We start from the raw sequence: 20,188 nt of genomic DNA, 5'->3' as shown, positions 1-20,188 counted from the left end.
AGCGGCCCCTCGTCAAGCCCTTGCGGCCTTTCCTCGGGTCAGTCGCGGCTCAGTCGAAGATGTCCTCGATCGCGTCGAAGGCCTCTTCGAAGAACCGTTTCGCAAGGCTCTTGCGCTTTTTCTTCTTCACCTTCCGGGGATCCTTGCGGCGTTCCTTTTCCCAGGCCGGCAGCGGCGTTGCGTGGACCTCGCGCCGCGGTCGCGCGGGCCGGTGAATGGCCGCATCAGGATCGACCGCATCGGCGCGCAGCATCTTCATGTCGTGCAGCGGCGCGCCGCAGGAGGCGCAGGCCAGCTCGTGCCGCACTTGCCCCTTCAGCACCAGTGCCGCGCGCGCGCCGCAATAGCTGCAAGTGGCAATCTTCGTCGCATGGGGCATGGGGCCTCCTCTTTGGTCCGCTCTACCATATCGGGCGGCTGGCGGGCCGGGACAAGGGGCACGCGCCGACGCTGGCTCCGATCCGATTCACGTCAGGCACCGACCGCGATATGCGCCGCACTCAGCCCCGAGCCGCGTAAAGCGCCACCGCCGCCGCGTTCGACACGTTCAGCGACCCGAACCCGCCTGCGAAGTCGATCCGCACCAGCGCGTCGCAGGTCTCGCGCGTCTTTTGCCGCAGGCCCGGCCCTTCGGCCCCCAGCACCAGCGCCACGGCCCGGTCGCGCCTGCCCTCCAGCGCGGCCTCGATGGTCTGCTCGGCCTCGCCGTCCAGACCCAGCAGCAGATAGCCCATGGCGCGCAGCCGCTCCATCGCGTCAGCCAGATTGCGCTCGCGCAGGTAGGGCTGGCGCTCCAGCGCGCCGCTTGCGGTCTTGGCCAGCGCCCCGGTTTCGGGCGCGGAATGGTGCAGCGTGCCCACAACCGCCAGCGCGCCGAACACCTCGGCCGAGCGCAGGATCGCGCCAACGTTATGCGGATCGGTGACCCGGTCCAGCAGCACCACCCGCGGCGGGCGGGCGCCGTCGCCCAGCGCCACGTCCTCCAGCCGCCCCCAGTTCAGCGGCCGGACCTCGAGCGCCGCCCCCTGGTGCACCGATTGCGGATCGAGCGGCGCGCTGAACTTGCGCGGATCGACGATCTCGGGCTCCATCCCCGCCCCGGCCACCGCATCGGCCAGCTTGGCCGCCGCGTTGGGCGTCAGGATCAGACGGAGCTTGTCGCGGGCCGGATTCTGCAGCGCGTCGCGCACAGCATGTAGCCCGAAGAGCCACACCGTTTCGGCGGCAGAGGCCTTTTTCGCCTGCTCTTTCGCCACCACCCATTTCGGTTTTTTCACCATCGTCCGGCCCTTCTTTGTCAGGCTCCGATCCTTGGCACCGCGTCCCGCGGCCTGCAAGGGATTTTCCGGTTGACGCAACCCGGGGTCAGCGGTAATCACCCGCTCACGTCGGGTTTCGCGGCGTGAAAGTGGGCGACAGGCCGCAAGGTGTGGCAGGGGACTGTAACTCCCTCGCGGAGACGCACGCTAGGTTCGATTCCTAGGTCGCCCACCATTCTCACCTCAGAGAACAATCTGATATTTGCGCGCAAGATAATGTCTTGATATTTCAGCGCCCTGCAGGGAATTGAGGCTGTCGAGGGTGCCGGTATCGTCTCTCTATCCGGGCAATTCGCCGACAACCTGGTGAATGTCTCTGGGGGCGGATTCCGCGTGATATCTTGGCCCGGAAGGCGCTGCGTTTCAGACCCCAGGGAAGCCGAGAATCCGGCGTTGATCTTCCCAATCCAACGGGAGATGGGAGATTTCACGCAGGTGCCTGGCCGGGAGATCTGAGGGCTGGCGCCCTTCCAGGATTGCCTTAGCAATGTCTGGGGCAAGCCAGGCGAGCGGCAGGATGCGACTGACAGTACCGGGTCGTACTTTTTCGCGTTGGGTGATCTCGGCGACCGAGGAAGCCCGTCCTTCGAGGAGATCTGCCATCCAGCGTCGCGCATCTGCGACAAGCGCGATCAGGTCCGCATCGCGGCGCGGCGCGCCGGTCTCTGCATGGAGGACGATGCTCCGGTTGCGACCCTGCCGCCGGAGCGACATGGGAATGGTGACGGGGGGCGCCAGGATCGCCCGCTCGGGTTCATCTTCGAGCAGCGGCGCGAGGTCGAGCGTGATCTGCAGCTTTCCTTCGCTCACATCGATCCGCTGGGCGAAGGCTTCAATCGATGTTTCTCCGTCATCTCTGGCGCGTTTGCTGCCTTGCGCTGCGATAGACTGCGCTCGCGCGAGGGCCGGGCCGAGCACCTCGGAACCGACATTTGCAGCGGAGAGCGAGTTGGCAATCCAGGCCCGGTCGGACAGCTGATCAAGTATAGCATCGTGCACGATGGTTTCGAGTGGGGCAGCGGGAAGACGGTCCTTCGCTCGTTCGTCTGCGGCATCAGCCTTCGAAACGTAGTACCAGTAGCGCTTCGACTGGCGAACCGAGCCTGCGCGGACGGCGCGCGTGGCATAGGTCGTCCGCATCGGCCTGCCTTTCGGATCGAAGAGTCGCCCATCGAGCCACCGTGCCGCCGCTTTGCGTCGCCCCGAGATCGGGCCACCGCCATTGCGGTCGAGGAGGTCCTGCACCTGTTGCCAGGAAGCCCAGTCGACGATCGGCGAGTGCTGACCTTCGTGCAGCACATCCCCGTGTCTCACCTTGCCTGCATAGACCGGGTTCCGGAGCAGATGATAGAGGGCCCCCGTGGAGAAGGCGCAGCCGCCAGTCTCCCGGCCGTGCCGGTCCGTCCGGCACTTGCTGACGATGCCGAGTGTGGAAAGGCGCTTTCGCAGGGCGGGCACCGATCCGAGCGTCAGGTACTCCCGGAAGATCGTCCGGACCGCTTCGGCTTCCGTGTCTTTGATGACCAGCGCCTTGTCCTTTGCGTCGTAGCCCATGGGCACAGCCCCGCCCATCCACATGCCCTTCTTCTTCGGGGCCGCCACCTTGTCACGGATCCGCTCTGCCGTGACCTCCCGTTCGAACTGCGCGAAGGAAAGGAGCACGTTGAGCGTCAGCCGCCCCATCGACGTGGTGGTATTGAAGGCCTGGGTTACCGACACGAAGGAGACCCCTGCCCCGTCGAAGATCTCGACGAGCTTCGCGAAGTCTGCCAGCGCACGCGTCAGCCGATCGACCTTGTAGACCACGACCACGTCGATACGCCCGGCCCGGATGTCCGCAACCAGACGCTGGAGGCCCGGCCGCTCCATGGACCCGCCCGAAAAGCCACCGTCGTCGTAGGCATCGGAGAGCTCCAACCAGCCCTCGTGCCGCTGGCTCAGAATGTAGGCGGCACAGGCCTCGCGTTGGGCATCGAGCGTATTGAAGCTCTGGTCGAGCCCCTCCTCAGTCGACTTCCGGGTATAGATGGCGCAGCGCTGCCGGATCATAATGTGTCCTCGCGTAGCCCGAAGAACCTGGGGCCATTTCGGGGCGTCCCGGTCATCGCACGGGCCACAGCGGAGAGCGAAGTATAGGTATGGCCGTTCCAGACGACACCGTCTTCCCGAACGATCACCTCATGCGTTTCCCCGCCCCAGGTCTTCAGGAGCCGTGTGCCCACAGAGGTGGATGGCGCGGCCAGCCCGCTCACCGCCTCCTCCGCGCCTGCACCCTCTGCGCGTCGCTGCATCACAGCCTGCCACTGTCGCCGGACCGCGCTCACCTCACCGCCCTGCGACTCCGCCTGAACGTCCCAAGCAAGCGCCACGCGCAGCACCCGAGCCGTAAGTGTCGCCGGCGGCGGGCTGCCCCGCCGCGCTTCCCAAAGTTGCTTCAGATCGCGTGCGCTGAGCGCCACAAGCTCATTGAGATCGACGCCGGGACTCCGGCTCCCACTCTTCTTCACGCGCACCGGATCAGCCCTGGAGCCGGTAAGCCTTGCGCCCGCCCTCCTCGGTCAATTCGGCGCGGAAGCCCCTCTGGCGGAGCCGTGTAAGCGCAGACCGCGTGGTGTGGGGTTGCCAGCCCGTTGCCTCAGTGAGTTCGGCGAGGGTCGCGCCGCGCTTACGGCCGATTGCCTTCAGAACCGCGCCAAGCTTGCCGCTCGGTCGTTTGGGCTCGTCGGCCGATGGGATCTTTTTGCCGCAAGTCACGTCTCTGCCCTCGTTCGCGGCGACATTCCGCCCGATCTGGGTCAAGAAGAAAGCGGGCCCCTCTCTATCATCGGCGTCGGGCATCTCGATCCGCGTCGCAAATCCCTTTTGCACGAGGCCATCCATGGCGCGGGTCAGCGCCGCGTCCGTCACGCAGGCCATCTCCGACACAGGCAGCAGAGCACCATCCGCGCGCTTCGTCGCCTGTTCGATCAGGGCCGTCTGAAGTTTCGTGAGCTTTGTCATCTTCGGTCTCTCCATCCTCGGCGTCGCCCGATGCGTCGCCTGGCACTGACCGAAGGCCCGGGTGCTCCGGGCCGAGAATTGCCGCGCGTCGCGGCTTGCCTGCCTGCGACTACCACTTCCGTTGCGCAGGAAGTCCAGTGGTTTCTGAAAGAGTAGCCATGTCGAGCCCGGACGGGTATGCATCCCACACGGCAGATGCGTCCGAGGCCGCGGCGGACTGGGGAAACATGCGCATCGTCTTCCTGCAATATTCAAGCGACCCGGTCGTATTCTATGACCCCCGGTCGCTCTGGCGGGCGCCGCCCTGGATGCGGGATCCGCCGGCCGAGGACATGACAGAGCACTTCATCTTCATGCCCGTCGTGACGCAGTTCCAGCTGGCGCTCGAAATGGCCCTGTCCTTTGGCGCGCCGCCCGGCCACGGCCATGCCTACTTCGCGGAGGACTATATAGGGCCTTGGGTTCAGGTCACCGCGCCCCCGGATTGGACCCCCGAAGATACGCAGCGGCTCAAGGCGCATTGCAACGTCGGCTACCAACTCGGTTGCACCACCGGTCAGCGGTGACCGGGAGCGTCATGGCGCAGGTGGCCGACTCACGCGATGCTTCGAGACGGCCACCCTGTCACTCGGGGGTCTCGAAAAAATGCAAGACGGCACGCCCGTCGAAATCCTCCATCACAATGCCCGCACCATAGCGCACGTAATCCGAAACCTGCGCGAGCGCGTCGAGGAAACGCCGCTCCTGCGCCTCGATCTCATCGGGGCGGGCCATCATGGTCCCGGCCATGTTCTCGGGAAAGGCAAGCCCGAGGCCGGATGGCTGCACCTGTCCTCGAAACCGATTGCACCCTCCAAAAGCTGAGCCATTCATCGCGTCGTCGATCACTGCCGTCGCCAGAAAACTCATTACCATCGCAAACGCGCTCTGCAAATCGCGTCAGAAATGGTCACCACAGGCCGCATGAGAGATACAGTTGCTAGCAAAAACGTTGCGACGACTATGCGACAAGAAAAATCATTGTTCTTTGATGGGGCAGGCGCTGCGTGACCCGCATGCCAACGTGGGCGTCGGGATCCGGCGGTACGTTTTGTCGGACGTACGCGCACCCCTCGTGGGTCACGTTCGAATTGCGCTCAAGACTTTTTCATTTCCGCTATGATCCGGGCCTGCAGATCGGCCGGCAGCGCGCCTATCGCGCGTGCCATGGTCGCGAGTTCCTGCCGTGCGGTGTGCAATTGGTCGATGAGCGAGATCACGATGCCCAGGCCGGTCTCATCCAGATCGAGATCTTGGGACAGATCGCACAAAAGCTCCAGCCGCGCGAGATCGATGCGGCGAAAGACATACGCGCCCGCTTCGCGCTCTGGCCTGACGAAATCACATTCGATGAAGGTGACAAGCTGGCAGCGGGTCAGCCGCGTCACGATGGCAACGACGTCGTCTTCGGAATAGCGGTCTGTCATGTCCCGGCCCCTTTCATCAGATCGCCGCGCGGGTCGTAGGCATGGGTCTTGCGCCATTCCGCAAGGAACTCGCGCAGTCCAACGTCCACGTCAGGCGGCGCGACGATCTTCAGCTCGACCCGCTGGTCGCCCTTTGTCTGGCGCCCTGCCCGTGCGACCCCGCGCGCCCGCAGACGCAGAACCTGGCCCGAGCTTGTCCCCGGGGGAATGGTGAGACCTACGGGGCCGTCGATGGTCGGTGCCGTGACCTTGCCGCCGAGAACAGCCTCGTCGATGGTGATCGGGAGCGTCAGGAGAATGTCGTCGCCGTCACGACGGAACACCGGGTGGGGCCGCACCAGAATGGTGACGAGCGCATCCCCTGCCGGACCACCACCGAAGCCGGGCGCGCCTTTTCCGCGCAACCGGAGCGTCTGGCCGTCCTCGGTGCCCCTTGGGATCTTGACAGCGAGGCTCTGGCCATCCGGCAGCGTGATACGGGTCTCGGCACCTCGTGCAGCATCCAGAAACGGCACCTCAAGCGTATAGCGCACATCCGGGCCATGGGCTGAAAACCCACGGTCAGAAAAGTCGCCACCGGACGACCGCGCACGGTTACGCAGGATCTCCGCGAAGATGTCCGCCGGATCGGCATTCTGCCCGAACCCGCGCGTTTGCTGGTAGGCGTTGTCCGACGCGTCTGCAAAATCGCGATAATACTGCCGCTGCGGGCGCTCTGCGCCGAGCCCGTCGATCTCTCCCGCATCATATCGGGCGCGGGTCTCGGGATCTTTCAGGATCTCATAGGCAGCAGAGATCGCCTTGAACCGTGCCTCGGCCCCGGCATCGTCGGGATGCAAGTCAGGATGGCTTGTCCGCACCAGTTTCCGATACGCCTTCTTGATGTCGTCGGCCAATGCGGCCTTGGTCAGGCCAAGCACCTCATATGGATCGTCGGGCATCGGGGCCTCCCATTGGACAACCAGCTCAAGGCCGGGCGACACGCGCGCAGGTGGCCTCTTCCCTTTCGCAATGCCATGGCGATGCCGGTGGCGTCCCTGATCCATGTCAGGGCGCGGTCGCGCTGGCCGGATATCTTGTCCCGGCCGCTGTCTGACCGGAGCCATCACTCCGCCCATGCGGAATGAAGTTCGGGAAGGATCCAGCTTGGCCTCGGCAAACACCATAGAGACAAGGGATAACCCGCGCGCCGGAACGGAAAACGAGGCTGCATCCGCGCCGCGCGTGCCAGCCCTGCGCCCGGTCGCGCCCGCGCCTGTCAAAAGGCGTCGCCGATGGCTTTGGGGGGGTGCGGGCCTGCTGGTCCTTGCGGTTGGCGGCCTGGTCTGGTCGCAGGTCTGGATGGCACGGCCGACCGTTGTCACGGTCGAGATCGCGACCCTCACCCCGGTCACGCGTGTGCTTGCCGTCAACGGCCGGATCGCGGCGGTTCGATCCGTCGATGTCAGATCGGTGGTTTCCGGCACCCTCGCGCAGCTTCCGGTGGCAGAGGGTGACATGGTCGAGGCAGACCAGATCCTCGCGCAGCTCGATGCGGGCGCGCAGACCGCCGCCGTCCGGCAGGCCATGGCCGCGCTCGACGCCGCGCTCGTGACGCAGCAACAAGCGTCGGAGGCCTATGATCGCGCTGTCGTGCTGGGCGACAACGTCGCAAGGACAGTGCTGGGGGCGGATGCCTTCGCCCTGCGATCCGCGACACAGGAGGTGGCGCGCCTGACCGCGCTGCTCGACCAGGCGCAGATCGTGCTTGGGACCTACACGATCCGGGCGCCCGTTGCGGGCACCGTCCTTGAGCTTGACGCCGAGGCGGGGCAGATCGTCGGCCCGTCGGCACGTTTGCTGACCTTGGCCGATCTCACGGAACTGGTCGTCGAAGCGGATGTGGACGAGGCTTATGCGACGCAGATCGCGGTCGATCTGCCCGCCATCGTGCAACTGGCCGGGGAATCCTCCACGCGCGAGGGTCACGTCAGCTTCGTGTCGAACCGCGTGGACGAGGCCACCGGGGGTCTTGCCATCAAGATCGCCTTCGACAGCCCGGTTTCGGCCCCCATCGGCCTGACCGTGGCGACGAATGTCATCGTCGAGCAGCGCGAGGCCGCGCTAACCGTGCCGCGCACCGCCTTGCTGAACGGCGACGGGGTTTTCGTGGTGTCGGACGACGTGGCGGAGTTGCGACCCGTGACGGTGGTGGACTGGCCAGCCGCGCGCCTGATCGTGACCGGGGGCCTTGAGGCCGGCGAGGCGGTGATCGTGGACGCCACAGGCATCGCGGATGGGCAGACGGTCGCGGTGGATCAACCCTGATGCTCTATGCCCTGAAGATCGCGACCCGGTATCTGACGGCAAGCAAGGCCCAGACGGCCCTGTTGGTCACAGGCGTGGCGGTGGGCGTGTTCATCTTCATCTTCATGTCGGCCCTGATCGGGGGGCTGGCCGAATTCATCTTGTCGCGCACCGTGGGCGACATCAGCCATATCACCATCGAGGCCGAGACCGACGACCCGTCCGTGCTGATCTCGCCCGAGGGCCATGTGCTGGTCGTGGCCGAACGGGGGCGCACCCGCACCGCGACGCTGTCCGAGGCCGCGACCTGGCTGCCCCTGATCGAAGGGGTTCCGGGGGTCAGAGCCGTCTCGCCGCAGATCAGCGGCGCGGGGTTCGTCACGCGCGGGGCGCAGGTCGCACAGGTCAGCGTGACCGGGGTGGAGCCGGGTCGCGAATCCGCCATCCTCGATCTGGCGGGCTACATGGTCGAGGGGGATGTGCGGCTCGGGTCGGGCCTGATCGTGCTGGGTCGCGATCTGGCCGATGATCTGGCGCTGTCGATCGGCCAGACGCTGCGGCTGGAAAGCTCAAACGGTGTCACGGCGGCGCTGACGCTCAGCGGTATCTTCAAGACCGGTAATGGCAGCATGGACAGCGCGCGGGCCTTCGTCAGCCTGTCGACCGCCCGGACGCTCTATGCCATGCCGCAAGGCGTCACGCGGATCGAGATCAAGCTGGATGATCTGAACGCGGCCGATGCCACGGCCCTGCGGATCCGCGCCCTGACGGGCCTTGACGCGGTGCCCTGGACGGACGGGGCGGAGCAACTGATGGAGGCGCTGAACGCACAGGCGCAGACCGGGTATTTCCTCAAAACCTTCGCGCTCATCACCATCGTGATCGGCGTCGCCTCGGCGCTCTTGCTGTCGACCTACCGCCGCCGCCCCGAGATCGGGATCATGCGCGCGATGGGGGCCGGGCGCGGGTTCGTCATCTTCGTCTTCGTCACGCAGGGCGCGCTGATCGGGCTGATGGGGGGCATCATGGGCGCGGCGCTGGGATACCTTGCACTTTTGCCCTTCCCCTCGCGCGATGCCTTCGAGCCCGGCACCCTGCCGATGGACATCACGCAAGGATCCTATGGCCTGGCCATCACGCTGACCGTGATCGGCGCGATCCTCGCCTCGATCCTGCCCGCACGTTCGGCCGCCCGCGTGGATCCCGTAACGGCGATAGGCCAATGAGCGCGCTTCTGGAGGTAACCGACCTTTTCAAGACCTACGGGACGGGAGAGGCCGCGACACGGGTCCTGCGCGGCCTTTCCTTGCGCTTGGACATCGGTGAGATGGCGGCACTGCTGGGGCCATCGGGGTCGGGCAAGAGCACGCTCTTGACGATACTGGGCACCTTGATGAAGCCGACATCGGGCAGCTATGTCATGCTGGGCGAGGACATGATTTCCGCCGATGACCGGGCCCTGACTGAGTTTCGCAATGCCCACATCGGCTTCGTTTTCCAGTTCCACAACCTTTTGCCGGATTTCACCGCGCTCGAAAACGTGGTCTTCCCCACGGCCGTACGTGAAGGGCGCGAGACGCCTGCCGCCCGTGCGCGTGGCCGCGATCTCTTGTCCCGCATGGGGCTGGCCGACCGCATCGAATTCCCCTCGGCCAACCTTTCGGGCGGGCAAAAGCAACGAGTCGCTGTTGCCCGTGCCTTGATGAACAGTCCGGAACTGGTGCTGGCGGACGAGCCGACCGGGAACCTCGACCGAGACTCGGCAAACCAGGTGATGGACCTGATCGGACAGATCAACCGCGAGGAAGGCACGACCTTCCTGATCTCGACCCATGACGAAGAGATTGCCGGTTTCTGTCGGCGACAGATCGTCGTGGGCGATGGGGTTGTGACCGGTTAGGCCCACGCAGCGGGTGCTTACTGCGCGGTATAGCCCCCGTCGATGAGGTGGTAGCTTCCTGTGATGAAACTGGCCTGATCCGAGAGCAGGAAACAGGTCATCGCCGACACCTCCGCGGCCTCACCCAGCCGCCCGATGGGGTGCAGGGCGGCGATGCCGTCCAGCGCCGCTGCGTCGAGGTTCTTTTCCAGAAGCGGCGTCGCGATGAAGCCCGGACCAACCGCGTTTACCCGAACCCCGGCCTTGGCGTATTCGATGGCCGCAACCTTTGTCAGGCCAACAACCCCATGTTTCGCGGCGACATAGGCACCGGCCGTCGCAAAACCGACCGACCCGAGGATAGACGCCATATTGACGATCGCGCCGCCGCCCGCCTTGACCATTTCGGGAAGGCCGAAGCGCATGCCATGAAACACACCGGTCAGGTTGACGTCGATGACCTGCTGCCAACCATCCAGAGGATATTCCCCAACCGGATGCGCGGGGCCACCGATACCGGCGTTGTTGACAAGAAGATGCAATCCACCCGTCTTCGCCACAGCGAACGCCACAAGGGCCTCCACCTCAGCGGCAACGCTTGTGTCGGTCTTGTGGATGAAAGCCTCCCCACCGGATGCCTTGATCTGTTCGGCCACGGCAGACATCCCTGCCTCGTCCATATCCGCCAGAACTACCCGTGCCCCGTAGCGTGCCAGATCCTGCGCGATTGCGGCGCCGATGCCGGAGGCGGCACCGGTCACGATGGCTGTCTTGTCACTGAACTCAAAGGTCATTTTCAGTCTCCTGCAAATGGATAATTCTGGGAGAGGCTGCGCAGATTGAATCTTGGCGCGCAAACTTGGGTGAACCGGGCCAATGTCAGTCCCGCCTGCCCTCGCCCAGGGATCGCGCCAAAACAAATGCTGCCGTGAACGCAATCTGAGAGGCTAAACCGGTTTCGCCGGTTGCAGGTGCCGCCGGTTGGGAGACCGGTGGGTCGGTCAGAGCCCTTTTCGCAAATCGATTTCTGGCGAAGACCAGAAGGACCGCAGCCAAAATTGTTAATCCGAGGCCGATCAAGAGGGACGCCGGACCTTGCCCTACCGCAATACTGAGCGTGAGATACGCCCAGGCCGTCAGGAACGCCACTCCTGCGGCTGCGGTCAGTCCCCCGGCCAGAGCAAGCAAGATCGGCAATAGCATCGGTCGCACCTCCTTTCGGACGTTTCGGCCAATGCTGTGCACGATGTGATCGACAATACCCATCACCGTCGCGACAGGGCGCCAACCAGAAAACCCGCGCCAGCGGCGAGGCCGATTGCCATGAGAGGGTGGGCTGCAACGGACGTTTCCAGTTGCGCCTCTGCAGAGCGGCCCTTGCTTGCTGCATAATGCTTCGCTTCGTCAAAGCCTTCCGCGATGTCCGCGGCCATACGGCTGCTGCGCCGTCCCGCGATCCCGCTGACAGTCTCGGTGAGTCGCGACAAATCCTCTCGCAGGGCGGCCAATTGACGGCTGACCGCCTCGACATCAGTTGCGGCGGTAGCTTGCGGGTTCGTCTTGCTATCAAGTGACATTTTGATTTCCTTTGTTTGTTGGGGAGTGGGGTATTGTGCCGCCTGACCTTCTGTCCGAGAGCGGCCTGAATGCATCGCGCATCATGTTTGGGCCGATAACCGGACCACCTCTGCCGCCTGCTCGGTGGCTTCTCCCGAGAAAGCCTCGTCGAATGCATCCGCCTCGGCCTTGGTCTTTTGAACCAGTTGGTCCTCGTGATGCGGTGGACCGTAGAGGGTGTAGAGCTTGAGCGCCTCATGACCCGTGCAGATCACATTGTGATGCGCGCCGGCTGGCACGACAATACCGTCGCCAGCCTTGACCTTGTGGGGCACGCCGTCGATCACGACCCGTCCCTTGCCCTCTTCGATGCGGAAAAACTGATCCGTGTCAGCGTGTATCTCGCCACCGATTTCCGTCCCGGGCTCAAGCGACATCAGAACCAGTTGCAGCTTGGTCCCAGAATAAAGCACACGCCGGAAGTCGGTGTTTTCTTCGGTCAGTTCCTCGATGTTCGCAACATACCCGATCATGGTGCCTCTCCGTTCATTTCATCGTCTGGCTCGAAGACATGACCCTGTGTGCCGCGGATAAACCTTCGCCGCACTGATCGGCGTTAGCAGCGTGCAACGGTTATCTTCGCTTAGGTTCGGTTGGCCGAAATCGGCCTTTGGTCGAACGTCCTCACCCCGGGCGTCATGAATCGCGCCGCTTCGTTTCATGGCCCAATGACGCGTGCACTTACTGCGGCCTACCACCGCCAAAAGCGGGCGTGGGATCAGGTTTGGTGAACGTAGGTGCCAGGCGCCGCCACGATCGGACCCAAGCCCTTGTCCGGCGCACCGATGAAGGGTGCCGGCACGAAGCCGCTGCTATTTTCTTCCAGCCAGGTCGTCCACGCGGGCCACTAGGAACTGGATGCGGCGCATTTTGCTTACGACCTGTGCGGCAAACGTCCGTTGGGGCCGCATTGATGCAGATCAGTGCCCACCGTCGCTGAGCGTTCTATGCCTCTTTCAAGTGTTCCCCGCAGGCTGCTGTTTTCTGGCTGGCTGTCGGCGAAAGGCAAGCAAAGAGGCCCCGTTTGACACCCAAGAGCTCAGACCCGACACCGAACATGGACGCGACCCGCGTCGGGAACGGCGCAAAGGTGGATGATTGCGGCTTGCCTCTCGACGGCGCGGTGCATGCCGTCCGGGGGGCGGTCGTGGATGTCGTCTTTGCCGGGGCCGACCTGCCGCCGATCAATTCTGCCCTGGTCGTGAAATGGGACCGCCCGACCATCCTCACCCTCGAAGTCCACAGCCACCTCGATCAGAAAACAATACGCGCCGTGGCCTTCCAATCCACTGCGGGCCTTGCCCGTGGCGTTTTGGTTCATTCCAGCGGTGGGTCGGTTACCGTGCCCGTGGGCGAAGCCGTTCTTGGGCGGCTTCTGGATGTGGTGGGCAATCCGCAGGATGACGGGCCTACCCTGCCTGACGATACGCCGCGCCGGTCGATCCACGCCCTGCCACCGCTTCTGAAATCCCAGACTGGCGCCACCGACGTGTTCGAGACGGGGATCAAGGTGATCGACCTGCTGACGCCCATGGCGCAGGGCGGCAAAGCCGCGATGTTCGGCGGCGCGGGCGTGGGCAAAACCGTTCTGGTGATGGAACTGATCCGCGCCATGGTCGAGAAATATGAAGGTATCTCCGTCTTCGCGGGCGTTGGTGAGAGATCACGCGAGGGGCATGAGCTGCTGACTGAAATGCAGGACTCGGGCGTGCTGGAGCGCACCGTGCTGGTCTACGGTCAGATGAACGAGCCACCCGGCGCGCGCTGGCGGGCTCCGCTCACAGCCTTGACGATTTCGGAATATTTCCGCGACCAGAAGCACAAGAACGTCCTTCTTCTGATGGATAACGTGTTCCGCTTTGTTCAGGCCGGGGCCGAGGTATCCAGCTTGCTGGGCCGCCTTCCCTCGCGCGTGGGCTACCAGCCGACGCTCGCGACCGAGGTGGCGGGGCTGCAAGAACGGATAGCTTCAGTGGCGGGCTCCGCCGTGACCGCCATTCAGGCGGTCTATGTGCCAGCCGACGATTTTACCGACCCCGCGGTGACCACGATTTCCGGCCATATGGATTGTGTCATCATGCTGTCGCGCGCTCAGGCCTCCGAGGGGTTTTATCCGGCGATTGACCCGTTGGGCTCGTCATCGATGCTGCTCGATCCGCTGGTTGTCGGTGACGCGCATTACCAGACCGCCGAGGCGGTCCGGCAGGCGCTGGCAAGGTTCCGCGAGCTTACCGACATCATTTCGCTGCTGGGAGTCGAGGAACTGGGCACCGCCGACCGCTTGATCGTCAAACGCGCAAGGCGGTTGCAGCGGTTCCTGACCCAACCCTTCATGGTGACCGAGGCCTTTACTGGTACGCCGGGCGCCAGCGTGCCCCTCACCGAGACCCTCTCGGGATGCCGCGCCATTCTGGACGGCGAAGCCGACGCGTGGTCCGAAAGCTCGCTCTACATGGTCGGCACGCTGGAGGACGCAAGAAACAAAGAGGCCGCTGCAAATGCCTCGGACGCCGCCGACGCCGAGGAAGCGGCATGAGATTGCGCATCGTGACCCCCCTGTCCGTCGTTGTGGACGAGGATGCCGAAAGCTTGCGGGCTCAGGACGCCAGCGGCAGCTTCGGCATTCGGCCCGGCCACGCCCCATTACTGACCGCGCTCTCGGTTTCCATCCTCAGTTGGAAGACCGCCGGTCTCGAGCGGTTCTGCGCATTGCGCGGCGGGGTGCTGACCGTGACTGGCGGTAGCAGTGTCGCGATCGCCACCCGCGAGGCCGTGGCGGGCGACGATCTGGCCACGCTGGACGCGGAGGTTCTGACCCGGTTTCAGACCGACGCCGACGAAGAACGGGTCGAACATGTCGAGACGATGCGACTGCAAATGAACGCCATCCGCCAGATGATCAGCGGGTTGCGCCGGGGCGCAGACACGGGAAAGTTCCGGTGACCGAAGACCCATCTGAGCCCCCAGAAACCGATCCTCTGGTCGAGGAAATCCGCAAGCATCGCAGCCGGCGCGAGCAGTGGTTGCGCGAAGGTGACATGTCCGTCGGTCGACGTTTGGCGCAGATCGGCGTGCTGGGCTGGATCTTCGTGGTGCCGACTCTGGCGGGCCTGTTCTTCGGACGCTGGCTCGATGCGCAATTTGAGACGGGCATTTTCTGGAGCGCCCCGATGATGCTGCTCGGGCTTTGCATAGGCGGCTGGACCGCTTGGAAATGGATGAACGCACGATGACCGATCCCTCCACTCTCCCGCTAATCGTCCTTCTTCCGATCTGCTTTCTGGGTGGGCTCTTCATCGGATGGGGCTATTTCCGTGCGCTTCGCGAGACTGCCAACCTGATCGTGGGCGGAGGCAAACCGCTCAGGGCGATCGTCCTGACCCTCGCGCGCATCTCGCTTCTGGCCACCGGGTTCTTCATCGCCGTGCTGGCAGGCGGCCTTGCCCTGTTGGCGGCCCTTGCGGGGGTCCTCTGCGCAAAGTGGATCATGCTCCGCAGGATGGGGGATATCCAAACATGAACTCTCCGCTCGACTCCACCGTTCTGTTCCAGCTCGGACCGGTTCAGATTACGCAAGCCATCGTCACGACGTGGGTGATCATGGTGATCCTGGTTCTCGGGGGGTTCCTCCTGACGCGACGGCTCGAGCTCCGGCCAACCCGGCGCCAGGCTGCGCTGGAGCTGATGGTCGCGACGCTCGATATCCAGATTTCCGAGACGACGGGGGCTGCACCCGCGCCCTATCGCGGCTTCATCGGAACGCTTTTCGTGTTCATCCTCGTGGCGAACTGGTCTTCGCTGGTGCCGGGGATCGACCCGCCGACGGCACGGCTGGAAACCGATGCGGGCCTCGCCGTCCTGGTGTTCCTGTCGGTGATCTGGTTCGGCATTCGCCAGGGTGGCGTGGGCGGCTGGCTGAAATCCTTCGCCGCACCCAACCCGGTGATGATCCCGCTAAATATCCTGCAGAGCCTGACGCGGGTCTTTTCCATGTTCGTCCGGCTTTTCGGCAACGTGATGAGCGGTGTGTTCGTCGTCGGCATCGTCGGCTCGCTCGCGGGCCTTCTGGTGCCGATCCCGTTGATGGCGCTCGATCTGCTGACCGGGCTGGTGCAGGCCTACATCTTCGCGGTTCTGGCGATGGTGTTCATCACGTCCGCCGTCGAGACCGGCCCGCGCCCCTCACGGAAAGACATCACCGACGCTCCCAACACCATGAAGGATACCTGATGGAATACGCTCCCATTGTCAGTATTTTCTGCGCTGCATTCGCCGTGGCGTTCGGCGCGATCGGCCCCGCTCTTGCCGAGGGGCGCTCCGTCGCTGCCGCGATGGATGCCATCGCCCGCCAGCCCGATGCCGCGAACACGATCTCCCGCACGCTTTTCGTCGGCCTGGCCATGATTGAGACGACGGCAATCTACTGCCTTGTGATCGCGCTCCTGCTGCTCTTTGCCAACCCGCTTCTGGGGTAGGCGCATGACGCTGGATTGGTGGGGATTGGGTCTTCAGGCCGTCAACGTCCTGATCCTCGTCTGGCTTCTCGGCCGCGTCTTCTGGCGTCCGGTTGCCGAAGCCATCGCCCGGCGGCAGGAAGCGGCGCAGGCCATACTGGACGAAGGCAAGACGGCGCAGGCGAAAGCCGAAGCGGCGCTGGCAGAGGTGACCGAGGCCCGCGCAGGCATCGCGGCCGAACGCGAGTCCATACTTGCTGAGGCCAAAGCGACAGCAGACACAGTAGCGAAAGCCGCGCTGAAGGATGCGCAAACCAAGGCGGACGCCATGATCGCTGCCGCGCGCACCGCCATTGACCGCGACAGAAACACAGCGCGGAAAGAGAACGCAACGAGGGCCGCCGAATTGTCAGTCGAGATTGCAGCCCGGCTTCTGGGCCGGTTAAACACGCCTGCGGTTCAGGCGACGTTCCTTGCGCAACTTGTCGAGGCGATCGCGGGCATGTCCGCCTCCGACCGAACGGCGCTGATAGCCTCGGCAGAAGACATCGAGATCATCACCGCGACAAACCCGGAGGACGCGGAAAGGGCCAAGATCGAACAAGCGGTAAAGGATGCGTTGGACGGCACGCCCAGCGTTCGTCTTGTCACCGATCCCGACCTGATCGCCGGACTGGAACTCCGCAGCGGGCATTTCGTGCTTCACAACAGCTGGCGGGCCGATCTGGAGAATATCCTGAAGGAGGTCGAGAATGCCGCCTGACGCGCCAGACTGGTTCGCCTCGGCGCAAGGCGCAGTGCGTCGCGCGGCACTGGGTCCGCGACCCGAACACAGGGGCCGTGTCGAGGAGATCGGGGACGGTGTGGCGATGATCTCGGGCTTGCGCGACGTGCGGTTGGACGAGGTTCTGCGGTTTGAGGGCGGTCAATTCGGGTTCGCACGGGTTCTGGACCCCGATCTGATTGGCTGCGTGTTCATCGACGCGGCGACCAAGGTCGAGGCGGGCGACGCCGTCTTCGGCACTGGCGAAGTGGTGAGCGTGCCTGTCGGCGACGCGCTACTTGGGCGCATCGTGGACCCGCTCGGCCGCCCGCTGGACGGAAAGGGGGCAATTGAGGCCGAAGAGCGGTGGCCGATCGAGCGCCCGGCGCCGTCGATCATCGAACGAGATCTCGTGACCCAGCCGGTGCAAACCGGGATACTCGTGATGGACACACTGTTCGCGCTTGGCCGGGGCCAGCGCGAGTTGATCGTCGGGGACCATTCCACCGGAAAGACGACGCTGGCCACCGACACGATGATCGCCCAAGCGCACAGCGACATGATCTGCATCTATGTCGCGGTGGGGCAAAAGACATCCAGCGTACGCCGCGCCATCGACGCTCTGCAGGCGCATGGGAATTTCGCGCGCTGCATCGTGATTGTCGCGGGCTCCGCCTCGGCGCCGGGGCTGCAATGGATAGCACCCTATGCGGGCGTCACGATGGCGGAGTATTTCCGCGACCAGGGCGGTCACGCCCTCGTGGTGATCGACGATCTGTCTAAACACGCCGCCACCCACCGCGAGATCGCCCTACTGACCCGGCAATCTCCGGGGCGCGAGGCCTATCCGGGGGACGTGTTCTACATACATGCCCGCCTACTGGAACGGGCTGCCAAGCTGTCCAAGGCGCGTGGTGGCGGATCCTTGACCGCATTGCCGATCGCAGAAACCGATGCGGGGAACCTGTCGGCCTATATCCCGACCAACCTGATCTCGATCACGGACGGACAGATCGTGCTGGATGCGGCTCTGTTCCATCAGGGGCAGAAACCGGCTGTGGACGTGGGGCTGAGCGTCAGCCGTGTGGGCGGCAAGACCCAAGCGCCTGTGCTGCGCGAGGCGGCCGGCACGCTACGGCTCGACTATGCGCAGTTTCTGGAACTCGAGGTCTTCACCCGGTTCGGCGGCATGCCCGAAGGTCGCGTGCGCGATCAACTCAGGCGCGGGAAAAGGATCCGCGCAATCCTGCGTCAGCCACAGAATGCACCCCTTCGCCTGGCAGATGAGGTGGCGCTCCTGCTCGCCGTGCAGTCAGGGCTACTGGACCCCCTATCGCTCGATGCTGTTGCCACCTTTCGGGACAAACTGCCGGAAAATCTTGATCAGGATGCCGGCGATGCCCTGCGTGCCATTTCAGAGACCGGGGAACTGAATGAGACGGCGCGGGCCGCCCTGATGGCCGCGATGACCCGCCTTGCGACGCAGCTTGAAGATACGGAACCAGCGACATGACCGAACGACTGGCCGATGTCAGCGCCCGGATCGACGGCATTCGCCAGTTGGGAGCCGTGGTAAACGCGATGAAGGGCATCGCCGCCGCGCGCGCCAGCACCGCCCGCGCAGAGATTAAGGCCGTCGACAGCTATGCCGCAACAATTGCCGCCGCCATATCCAACGCGCTTGGACCCGCAGGTCCTACGTCACCGGCCGAGACCTCTCGCGGCCGAACCGACGGTCGCATCGGTCTTTTGGTGTTCTGCGCCGAACAGGGCTTCGCCGGTGCCTTCAGCGAACGCGTTCTTGACAGCATCCAAGACGACCTGCCGGCCACCAGCCTGTTTCTGATCGGCACCCGTGGTCTGTCGATCGCTGCCGCGCGCGGTCTCCATCCGGTGTGGTCCGCGCCGATGTCCTCGCACACGCCTAGCATCCCGAGACTGGCCGATCAGATTGCCAAGGCGATCTACCGCGCCCTGGGCGAGGGTCGTTTTGAGCGTATGGATATGATCCATGCCGGATGGGCGTCCGGGCGACCTCAAGTCCTCCGGCAGGTTCTGTTGCCGGTCGATCTGTCGGCCCTGCCGCCGCCTGGAAGGACACGTCCGCTGACCCAGCTACCCACCGACGCCCTGATCAATAGTCTCAGCGGGGACTATCTCCATGCCCTGGTGTGCAAGGCGGCTCTGCATGCCTTTGCAGCAGAGAACGAGGCCAGAATGGAGGCCATGTCCGCCGCAGGCGGCCAGATCACGCGCGAGCTGGGCGAATTCGAGGCGACTCTGCGCCGGGTGCGTCAAGAGGCGATCACAGCCGAAATCATCGAACTGGGGACCGGCACGGCATCCGCGCGCGGCGCAAGGTGAGCGCTACGGGGCTATCTTAGCCTCCTATTGATCTGGGTCAGCACAAGCTGGCGCGGTTTGCGTCATGTTGGTCGTTAACCAAGGTGTGGCACCCGCCCGCTTTGGTTCGATCGGCGTCATGACATCGGCCAATCCGGCCCATACAAACGGCGCCAGCAAGGATCCCGCAATGGCACACGCTCCGATGCAACTTGGACAAGACCCGCAATTCGAGCCGTTTCTGCACGCGCCCTTGGGTGAAGATCGACGCGGAAGCAGCGTCACCGTTCTATCGATGCTCGCCCGGCTCGGCGTTGATCCCTGGAGCGAAGCCTCGGAGCTTTCCAGGTTGCCCGCAGCGGCGGCACGGCAAAGGTTGGAGGCGCTGATGACACGTTTCCATGACGTACCGACCCCTGTTCCGGATCGGAGCAGGATTGTCTCGGGCCTTCTTGCCCTGCTGCCGAGGCGGGCGACGACCGCAATTTCACCCCAGGACGGCACTTCGGCCAAGCTTGCGCTGCCGCCTCAGGGATCCCCATTCTACTGGATCGTTGCGGCCGCCCTGTTCGTTGGCTGGGTCGCCATGCTCGCACAAGGCCAGTGAGATGAACCCCTGCGCGAAACAGCCATCACCAAGCACAACCGCCAATCTTGAAAGGAGCCTTGAATGACTGCAGATGACACCCTCTGGGATCTGGAAGAACGCTTCTGGACACAAGGCGCTGACAGTGCGCGTCACGCGACCGCAAAGGGCGCTGTCTTCGTCTTGCCCTATCCTGCCGGCATTCTTCAGGGCGATGCGCTCTGGAGAGAAAAAGACGTCGCCCAACGGTGGCGTTCGGTCGAAATGAGCGAGCGTTATCTCTCATGCCAGAACAACATTGCCGTATTGGCCTATCGTGTCTCTGCCGAACGGAGCGACGAACCGATCTATGAGGCGCTCTGCACCTCGACCTACCTGAACGACGACGGCAAGTGGCTGCGGCTGGCGCATCAGCAGACCCCGCTGAGTTGATCGCGAGAGTTGTCTGGCGCGGGTTCCTTAGGGCGGCAAGGTT

General features: G+C 64.3%; 27 protein-coding genes and 1 tRNA gene. 16 read left to right on the top strand and 12 right to left on the bottom strand.

The window, feature by feature from the left end:
- Nucleotides 1-49 precede the first annotated feature (49 nt).
- Both RXV88_RS16495 and RXV88_RS16490 read right to left on the bottom strand, forming a co-directional pair.
- Nucleotides 50-379, bottom strand: a complete 330-nt coding sequence (locus RXV88_RS16495; protein WP_316294588.1) for a hypothetical protein — start codon at nucleotides 377-379, stop codon at nucleotides 50-52.
- A gap of 121 nt (nucleotides 380-500) precedes the next feature.
- Nucleotides 501-1,280, bottom strand: coding sequence for an RNA methyltransferase (locus tag RXV88_RS16490; protein ID WP_316294587.1), 780 nt, complete (start codon nucleotides 1,278-1,280; stop codon nucleotides 501-503).
- Between the two features lie 130 nt (nucleotides 1,281-1,410).
- On the opposite strand from RXV88_RS16490, the gene RXV88_RS16485 reads away from it, so the two are divergent.
- Nucleotides 1,411-1,494 (top strand) — tRNA-Tyr (locus RXV88_RS16485).
- A 188-nt stretch (nucleotides 1,495-1,682) separates the two neighbouring features.
- Here the strand turns inward: RXV88_RS16485 and RXV88_RS16480 are convergent.
- The 3 genes from RXV88_RS16480 to RXV88_RS16470 are packed head-to-tail and all read right to left on the bottom strand — an operon-like array spanning nucleotide 1,683 to nucleotide 4,319.
- Nucleotides 1,683-3,368: a recombinase family protein gene (locus tag RXV88_RS16480; RefSeq protein WP_316294586.1), complete on the bottom strand. Its 1,686-nt coding sequence runs from the start codon at nucleotides 3,366-3,368 to the stop codon at nucleotides 1,683-1,685.
- The gene (locus RXV88_RS16475) at nucleotides 3,365-3,778 is read right to left on the bottom strand and encodes a DUF2924 domain-containing protein (protein ID WP_316294618.1); all 414 of its coding nucleotides are present in this window, start codon (nucleotides 3,776-3,778) and stop codon (nucleotides 3,365-3,367) included. The genes RXV88_RS16480 and RXV88_RS16475 overlap by 4 nt, the downstream gene beginning before the upstream one ends.
- Nucleotides 3,779-3,836: 58 nt before the next feature.
- A complete protein-coding gene (locus RXV88_RS16470) occupies nucleotides 3,837-4,319 on the bottom strand; it encodes a DUF3489 domain-containing protein (protein WP_316294585.1) in 483 nt (160 codons plus the stop codon).
- Here RXV88_RS16470 and RXV88_RS16465 point away from each other — a divergent pair.
- Nucleotides 4,313-4,885: an alpha/beta-hydrolase family protein gene (locus RXV88_RS16465; RefSeq protein ID WP_316294584.1), complete on the top strand. Its 573-nt coding sequence runs from the start codon at nucleotides 4,313-4,315 to the stop codon at nucleotides 4,883-4,885. The genes RXV88_RS16470 and RXV88_RS16465 overlap by 7 nt on opposite strands.
- Before the next feature lie 58 nt (nucleotides 4,886-4,943).
- Here the strand turns inward: RXV88_RS16465 and RXV88_RS16460 are convergent, their stop codons facing one another.
- From RXV88_RS16460 to RXV88_RS16450, 3 genes are all read right to left on the bottom strand, one after another.
- On the bottom strand, nucleotides 4,944-5,228 hold the full coding sequence (locus RXV88_RS16460; protein ID WP_316294583.1) for an META domain-containing protein: 285 nt from the start codon (nucleotides 5,226-5,228) through the stop codon (nucleotides 4,944-4,946).
- Nucleotides 5,229-5,455: 227 nt separating this feature from the next.
- Complete coding sequence (locus RXV88_RS16455; RefSeq protein ID WP_316294582.1) at nucleotides 5,456-5,785, bottom strand: chaperone modulator CbpM; 330 nt, start codon at nucleotides 5,783-5,785, stop codon at nucleotides 5,456-5,458.
- The gene (locus RXV88_RS16450; protein ID WP_316294581.1) at nucleotides 5,782-6,726 is read right to left on the bottom strand and encodes a J domain-containing protein; all 945 of its coding nucleotides are present in this window, start codon (nucleotides 6,724-6,726) and stop codon (nucleotides 5,782-5,784) included. The genes RXV88_RS16455 and RXV88_RS16450 overlap by 4 nt, the downstream gene beginning before the upstream one ends.
- A gap of 400 nt (nucleotides 6,727-7,126) precedes the next feature.
- On the opposite strand from RXV88_RS16450, the gene RXV88_RS16445 reads away from it, so the two are divergent.
- From RXV88_RS16445 to RXV88_RS16435, 3 genes are read left to right on the top strand one after another with little or no spacing between them, the layout of a single operon-like run.
- Nucleotides 7,127-8,092 carry an efflux RND transporter periplasmic adaptor subunit gene (locus RXV88_RS16445; protein WP_316294580.1) on the top strand — a complete coding sequence of 322 codons (966 nt, stop codon included), beginning with the start codon at nucleotides 7,127-7,129 and terminating at the stop codon, nucleotides 8,090-8,092.
- Complete coding sequence (locus RXV88_RS16440; protein WP_316294579.1) at nucleotides 8,092-9,297, top strand: ABC transporter permease; 1,206 nt, start codon at nucleotides 8,092-8,094, stop codon at nucleotides 9,295-9,297. The genes RXV88_RS16445 and RXV88_RS16440 overlap by 1 nt, the downstream gene beginning before the upstream one ends.
- Nucleotides 9,294-9,971: an ABC transporter ATP-binding protein gene (locus RXV88_RS16435; protein WP_316294578.1), complete on the top strand. Its 678-nt coding sequence runs from the start codon at nucleotides 9,294-9,296 to the stop codon at nucleotides 9,969-9,971. Before RXV88_RS16440 ends, RXV88_RS16435 begins: the two co-directional genes overlap by 4 nt.
- Nucleotides 9,972-9,988: 17 nt before the next feature.
- Here the strand turns inward: RXV88_RS16435 and RXV88_RS16430 are convergent, their stop codons facing one another.
- The 4 genes from RXV88_RS16430 to RXV88_RS16415 all read right to left on the bottom strand — a co-directional run bounded on the left by RXV88_RS16430 (nucleotide 9,989) and on the right by RXV88_RS16415 (nucleotide 12,040).
- Nucleotides 9,989-10,744: an SDR family NAD(P)-dependent oxidoreductase gene (locus RXV88_RS16430; RefSeq protein ID WP_316294577.1), complete on the bottom strand. Its 756-nt coding sequence runs from the start codon at nucleotides 10,742-10,744 to the stop codon at nucleotides 9,989-9,991.
- Nucleotides 10,745-10,829: 85 nt separating this feature from the next.
- A complete protein-coding gene (locus RXV88_RS16425; protein WP_316294576.1) occupies nucleotides 10,830-11,153 on the bottom strand; it encodes a hypothetical protein in 324 nt (107 codons plus the stop codon).
- Between the two features lie 62 nt (nucleotides 11,154-11,215).
- The gene (locus RXV88_RS16420; RefSeq protein WP_316294575.1) at nucleotides 11,216-11,527 is read right to left on the bottom strand and encodes a glycine zipper domain-containing protein; all 312 of its coding nucleotides are present in this window, start codon (nucleotides 11,525-11,527) and stop codon (nucleotides 11,216-11,218) included.
- Nucleotides 11,528-11,608: 81 nt separating this feature from the next.
- Complete coding sequence (locus tag RXV88_RS16415; RefSeq protein WP_316294574.1) at nucleotides 11,609-12,040, bottom strand: cupin domain-containing protein; 432 nt, start codon at nucleotides 12,038-12,040, stop codon at nucleotides 11,609-11,611.
- 584 nt (nucleotides 12,041-12,624) lie between these two features.
- Here RXV88_RS16415 and atpD point away from each other — a divergent pair.
- From atpD to RXV88_RS16360, 11 genes are all read left to right on the top strand, one after another.
- Nucleotides 12,625-14,103 (top strand): F0F1 ATP synthase subunit beta, encoded by a 1,479-nt coding sequence (atpD, locus tag RXV88_RS16410; RefSeq protein WP_316294573.1) that lies wholly within the window; start codon nucleotides 12,625-12,627, stop codon nucleotides 14,101-14,103.
- On the top strand, nucleotides 14,100-14,510 hold the full coding sequence (locus RXV88_RS16405; protein WP_316294572.1) for a F0F1 ATP synthase subunit epsilon: 411 nt from the start codon (nucleotides 14,100-14,102) through the stop codon (nucleotides 14,508-14,510). Before atpD ends, RXV88_RS16405 begins: the two co-directional genes overlap by 4 nt.
- Nucleotides 14,507-14,800, top strand: a complete 294-nt coding sequence (locus RXV88_RS16400; RefSeq protein WP_218631249.1) for an AtpZ/AtpI family protein — start codon at nucleotides 14,507-14,509, stop codon at nucleotides 14,798-14,800. The genes RXV88_RS16405 and RXV88_RS16400 overlap by 4 nt, the downstream gene beginning before the upstream one ends.
- Nucleotides 14,797-15,087, top strand: a complete 291-nt coding sequence (locus RXV88_RS16395) for an ATP synthase subunit I (RefSeq protein WP_316294571.1) — start codon at nucleotides 14,797-14,799, stop codon at nucleotides 15,085-15,087. Before RXV88_RS16400 ends, RXV88_RS16395 begins: the two co-directional genes overlap by 4 nt.
- On the top strand, nucleotides 15,084-15,797 hold the full coding sequence (locus RXV88_RS16390) for a F0F1 ATP synthase subunit A (protein WP_316294570.1): 714 nt from the start codon (nucleotides 15,084-15,086) through the stop codon (nucleotides 15,795-15,797). The genes RXV88_RS16395 and RXV88_RS16390 overlap by 4 nt, the downstream gene beginning before the upstream one ends.
- The gene (locus tag RXV88_RS16385) at nucleotides 15,797-16,042 is read left to right on the top strand and encodes a F0F1 ATP synthase subunit C (protein ID WP_316294569.1); all 246 of its coding nucleotides are present in this window, start codon (nucleotides 15,797-15,799) and stop codon (nucleotides 16,040-16,042) included. The genes RXV88_RS16390 and RXV88_RS16385 overlap by 1 nt, the downstream gene beginning before the upstream one ends.
- A gap of 4 nt (nucleotides 16,043-16,046) precedes the next feature.
- Nucleotides 16,047-16,784, top strand: coding sequence for a F0F1 ATP synthase subunit delta (locus RXV88_RS16380; protein ID WP_316294568.1), 738 nt, complete (start codon nucleotides 16,047-16,049; stop codon nucleotides 16,782-16,784).
- On the top strand, nucleotides 16,774-18,297 hold the full coding sequence (locus RXV88_RS16375; RefSeq protein WP_316294567.1) for a F0F1 ATP synthase subunit alpha: 1,524 nt from the start codon (nucleotides 16,774-16,776) through the stop codon (nucleotides 18,295-18,297). Before RXV88_RS16380 ends, RXV88_RS16375 begins: the two co-directional genes overlap by 11 nt.
- Nucleotides 18,294-19,148, top strand: coding sequence for a FoF1 ATP synthase subunit gamma (locus RXV88_RS16370; protein WP_316294566.1), 855 nt, complete (start codon nucleotides 18,294-18,296; stop codon nucleotides 19,146-19,148). The genes RXV88_RS16375 and RXV88_RS16370 overlap by 4 nt, the downstream gene beginning before the upstream one ends.
- A 64-nt stretch (nucleotides 19,149-19,212) precedes the next feature.
- Nucleotides 19,213-19,734 carry a hypothetical protein gene (locus RXV88_RS16365; protein WP_316294565.1) on the top strand — a complete coding sequence of 174 codons (522 nt, stop codon included), beginning with the start codon at nucleotides 19,213-19,215 and terminating at the stop codon, nucleotides 19,732-19,734.
- Nucleotides 19,735-19,797: 63 nt separating this feature from the next.
- A complete protein-coding gene (locus RXV88_RS16360; protein WP_316294564.1) occupies nucleotides 19,798-20,145 on the top strand; it encodes a hypothetical protein in 348 nt (115 codons plus the stop codon).
- The last annotated feature ends 43 nt before the right edge of the window (nucleotides 20,146-20,188 follow it).

The sequence above is a fragment of the Aestuariicoccus sp. MJ-SS9 genome, assembly GCF_032586235.1.
GTDB lineage: Bacteria > Pseudomonadota > Alphaproteobacteria > Rhodobacterales > Rhodobacteraceae > Aestuariicoccus.
This window is presented reverse-complemented; position numbering and strand designations above follow the sequence as displayed.

Bases quoted from the DNA above. Each gene is read 5' to 3' on its own strand.
- RXV88_RS16360 (WP_316294564.1), top strand. From the start codon at position 19,798: ATGACTGCAGATGACACCCTCTGGGATCTGGAAGAACGCTTCTGGACA.
- RXV88_RS16455 (WP_316294582.1), bottom strand. From the start codon at position 5,785: ATGACAGACCGCTATTCCGAAGACGACGTCGTTGCCATCGTGACGCGG.
- RXV88_RS16365 (WP_316294565.1), top strand. From the start codon at position 19,213: ATGTTGGTCGTTAACCAAGGTGTGGCACCCGCCCGCTTTGGTTCGATC.
- RXV88_RS16375 (WP_316294567.1), top strand. From the start codon at position 16,774: ATGCCGCCTGACGCGCCAGACTGGTTCGCCTCGGCGCAAGGCGCAGTG.
- RXV88_RS16390 (WP_316294570.1), top strand. From the start codon at position 15,084: ATGAACTCTCCGCTCGACTCCACCGTTCTGTTCCAGCTCGGACCGGTT.
- RXV88_RS16440 (WP_316294579.1), top strand. From the start codon at position 8,092: ATGCTCTATGCCCTGAAGATCGCGACCCGGTATCTGACGGCAAGCAAG.
- RXV88_RS16470 (WP_316294585.1), bottom strand. From the start codon at position 4,319: ATGACAAAGCTCACGAAACTTCAGACGGCCCTGATCGAACAGGCGACG.
- RXV88_RS16430 (WP_316294577.1), bottom strand. From the start codon at position 10,744: ATGACCTTTGAGTTCAGTGACAAGACAGCCATCGTGACCGGTGCCGCC.
- RXV88_RS16495 (WP_316294588.1), bottom strand. From the start codon at position 379: ATGCCCCATGCGACGAAGATTGCCACTTGCAGCTATTGCGGCGCGCGC.
- RXV88_RS16395 (WP_316294571.1), top strand. From the start codon at position 14,797: ATGACCGATCCCTCCACTCTCCCGCTAATCGTCCTTCTTCCGATCTGC.
- RXV88_RS16450 (WP_316294581.1), bottom strand. From the start codon at position 6,726: ATGCCCGACGATCCATATGAGGTGCTTGGCCTGACCAAGGCCGCATTG.
- RXV88_RS16385 (WP_316294569.1), top strand. From the start codon at position 15,797: ATGGAATACGCTCCCATTGTCAGTATTTTCTGCGCTGCATTCGCCGTG.
- RXV88_RS16480 (WP_316294586.1), bottom strand. From the start codon at position 3,368: ATGATCCGGCAGCGCTGCGCCATCTATACCCGGAAGTCGACTGAGGAG.
- atpD (WP_316294573.1), top strand. From the start codon at position 12,625: ATGGACGCGACCCGCGTCGGGAACGGCGCAAAGGTGGATGATTGCGGC.
- RXV88_RS16420 (WP_316294575.1), bottom strand. From the start codon at position 11,527: ATGTCACTTGATAGCAAGACGAACCCGCAAGCTACCGCCGCAACTGAT.
- RXV88_RS16445 (WP_316294580.1), top strand. From the start codon at position 7,127: ATGGCACGGCCGACCGTTGTCACGGTCGAGATCGCGACCCTCACCCCG.
- RXV88_RS16425 (WP_316294576.1), bottom strand. From the start codon at position 11,153: ATGCTATTGCCGATCTTGCTTGCTCTGGCCGGGGGACTGACCGCAGCC.
- RXV88_RS16370 (WP_316294566.1), top strand. From the start codon at position 18,294: ATGACCGAACGACTGGCCGATGTCAGCGCCCGGATCGACGGCATTCGC.
- RXV88_RS16460 (WP_316294583.1), bottom strand. From the start codon at position 5,228: ATGAGTTTTCTGGCGACGGCAGTGATCGACGACGCGATGAATGGCTCA.
- RXV88_RS16405 (WP_316294572.1), top strand. From the start codon at position 14,100: ATGAGATTGCGCATCGTGACCCCCCTGTCCGTCGTTGTGGACGAGGAT.
- RXV88_RS16415 (WP_316294574.1), bottom strand. From the start codon at position 12,040: ATGATCGGGTATGTTGCGAACATCGAGGAACTGACCGAAGAAAACACC.
- RXV88_RS16490 (WP_316294587.1), bottom strand. From the start codon at position 1,280: ATGGTGAAAAAACCGAAATGGGTGGTGGCGAAAGAGCAGGCGAAAAAG.
- RXV88_RS16435 (WP_316294578.1), top strand. From the start codon at position 9,294: ATGAGCGCGCTTCTGGAGGTAACCGACCTTTTCAAGACCTACGGGACG.
- RXV88_RS16380 (WP_316294568.1), top strand. From the start codon at position 16,047: ATGACGCTGGATTGGTGGGGATTGGGTCTTCAGGCCGTCAACGTCCTG.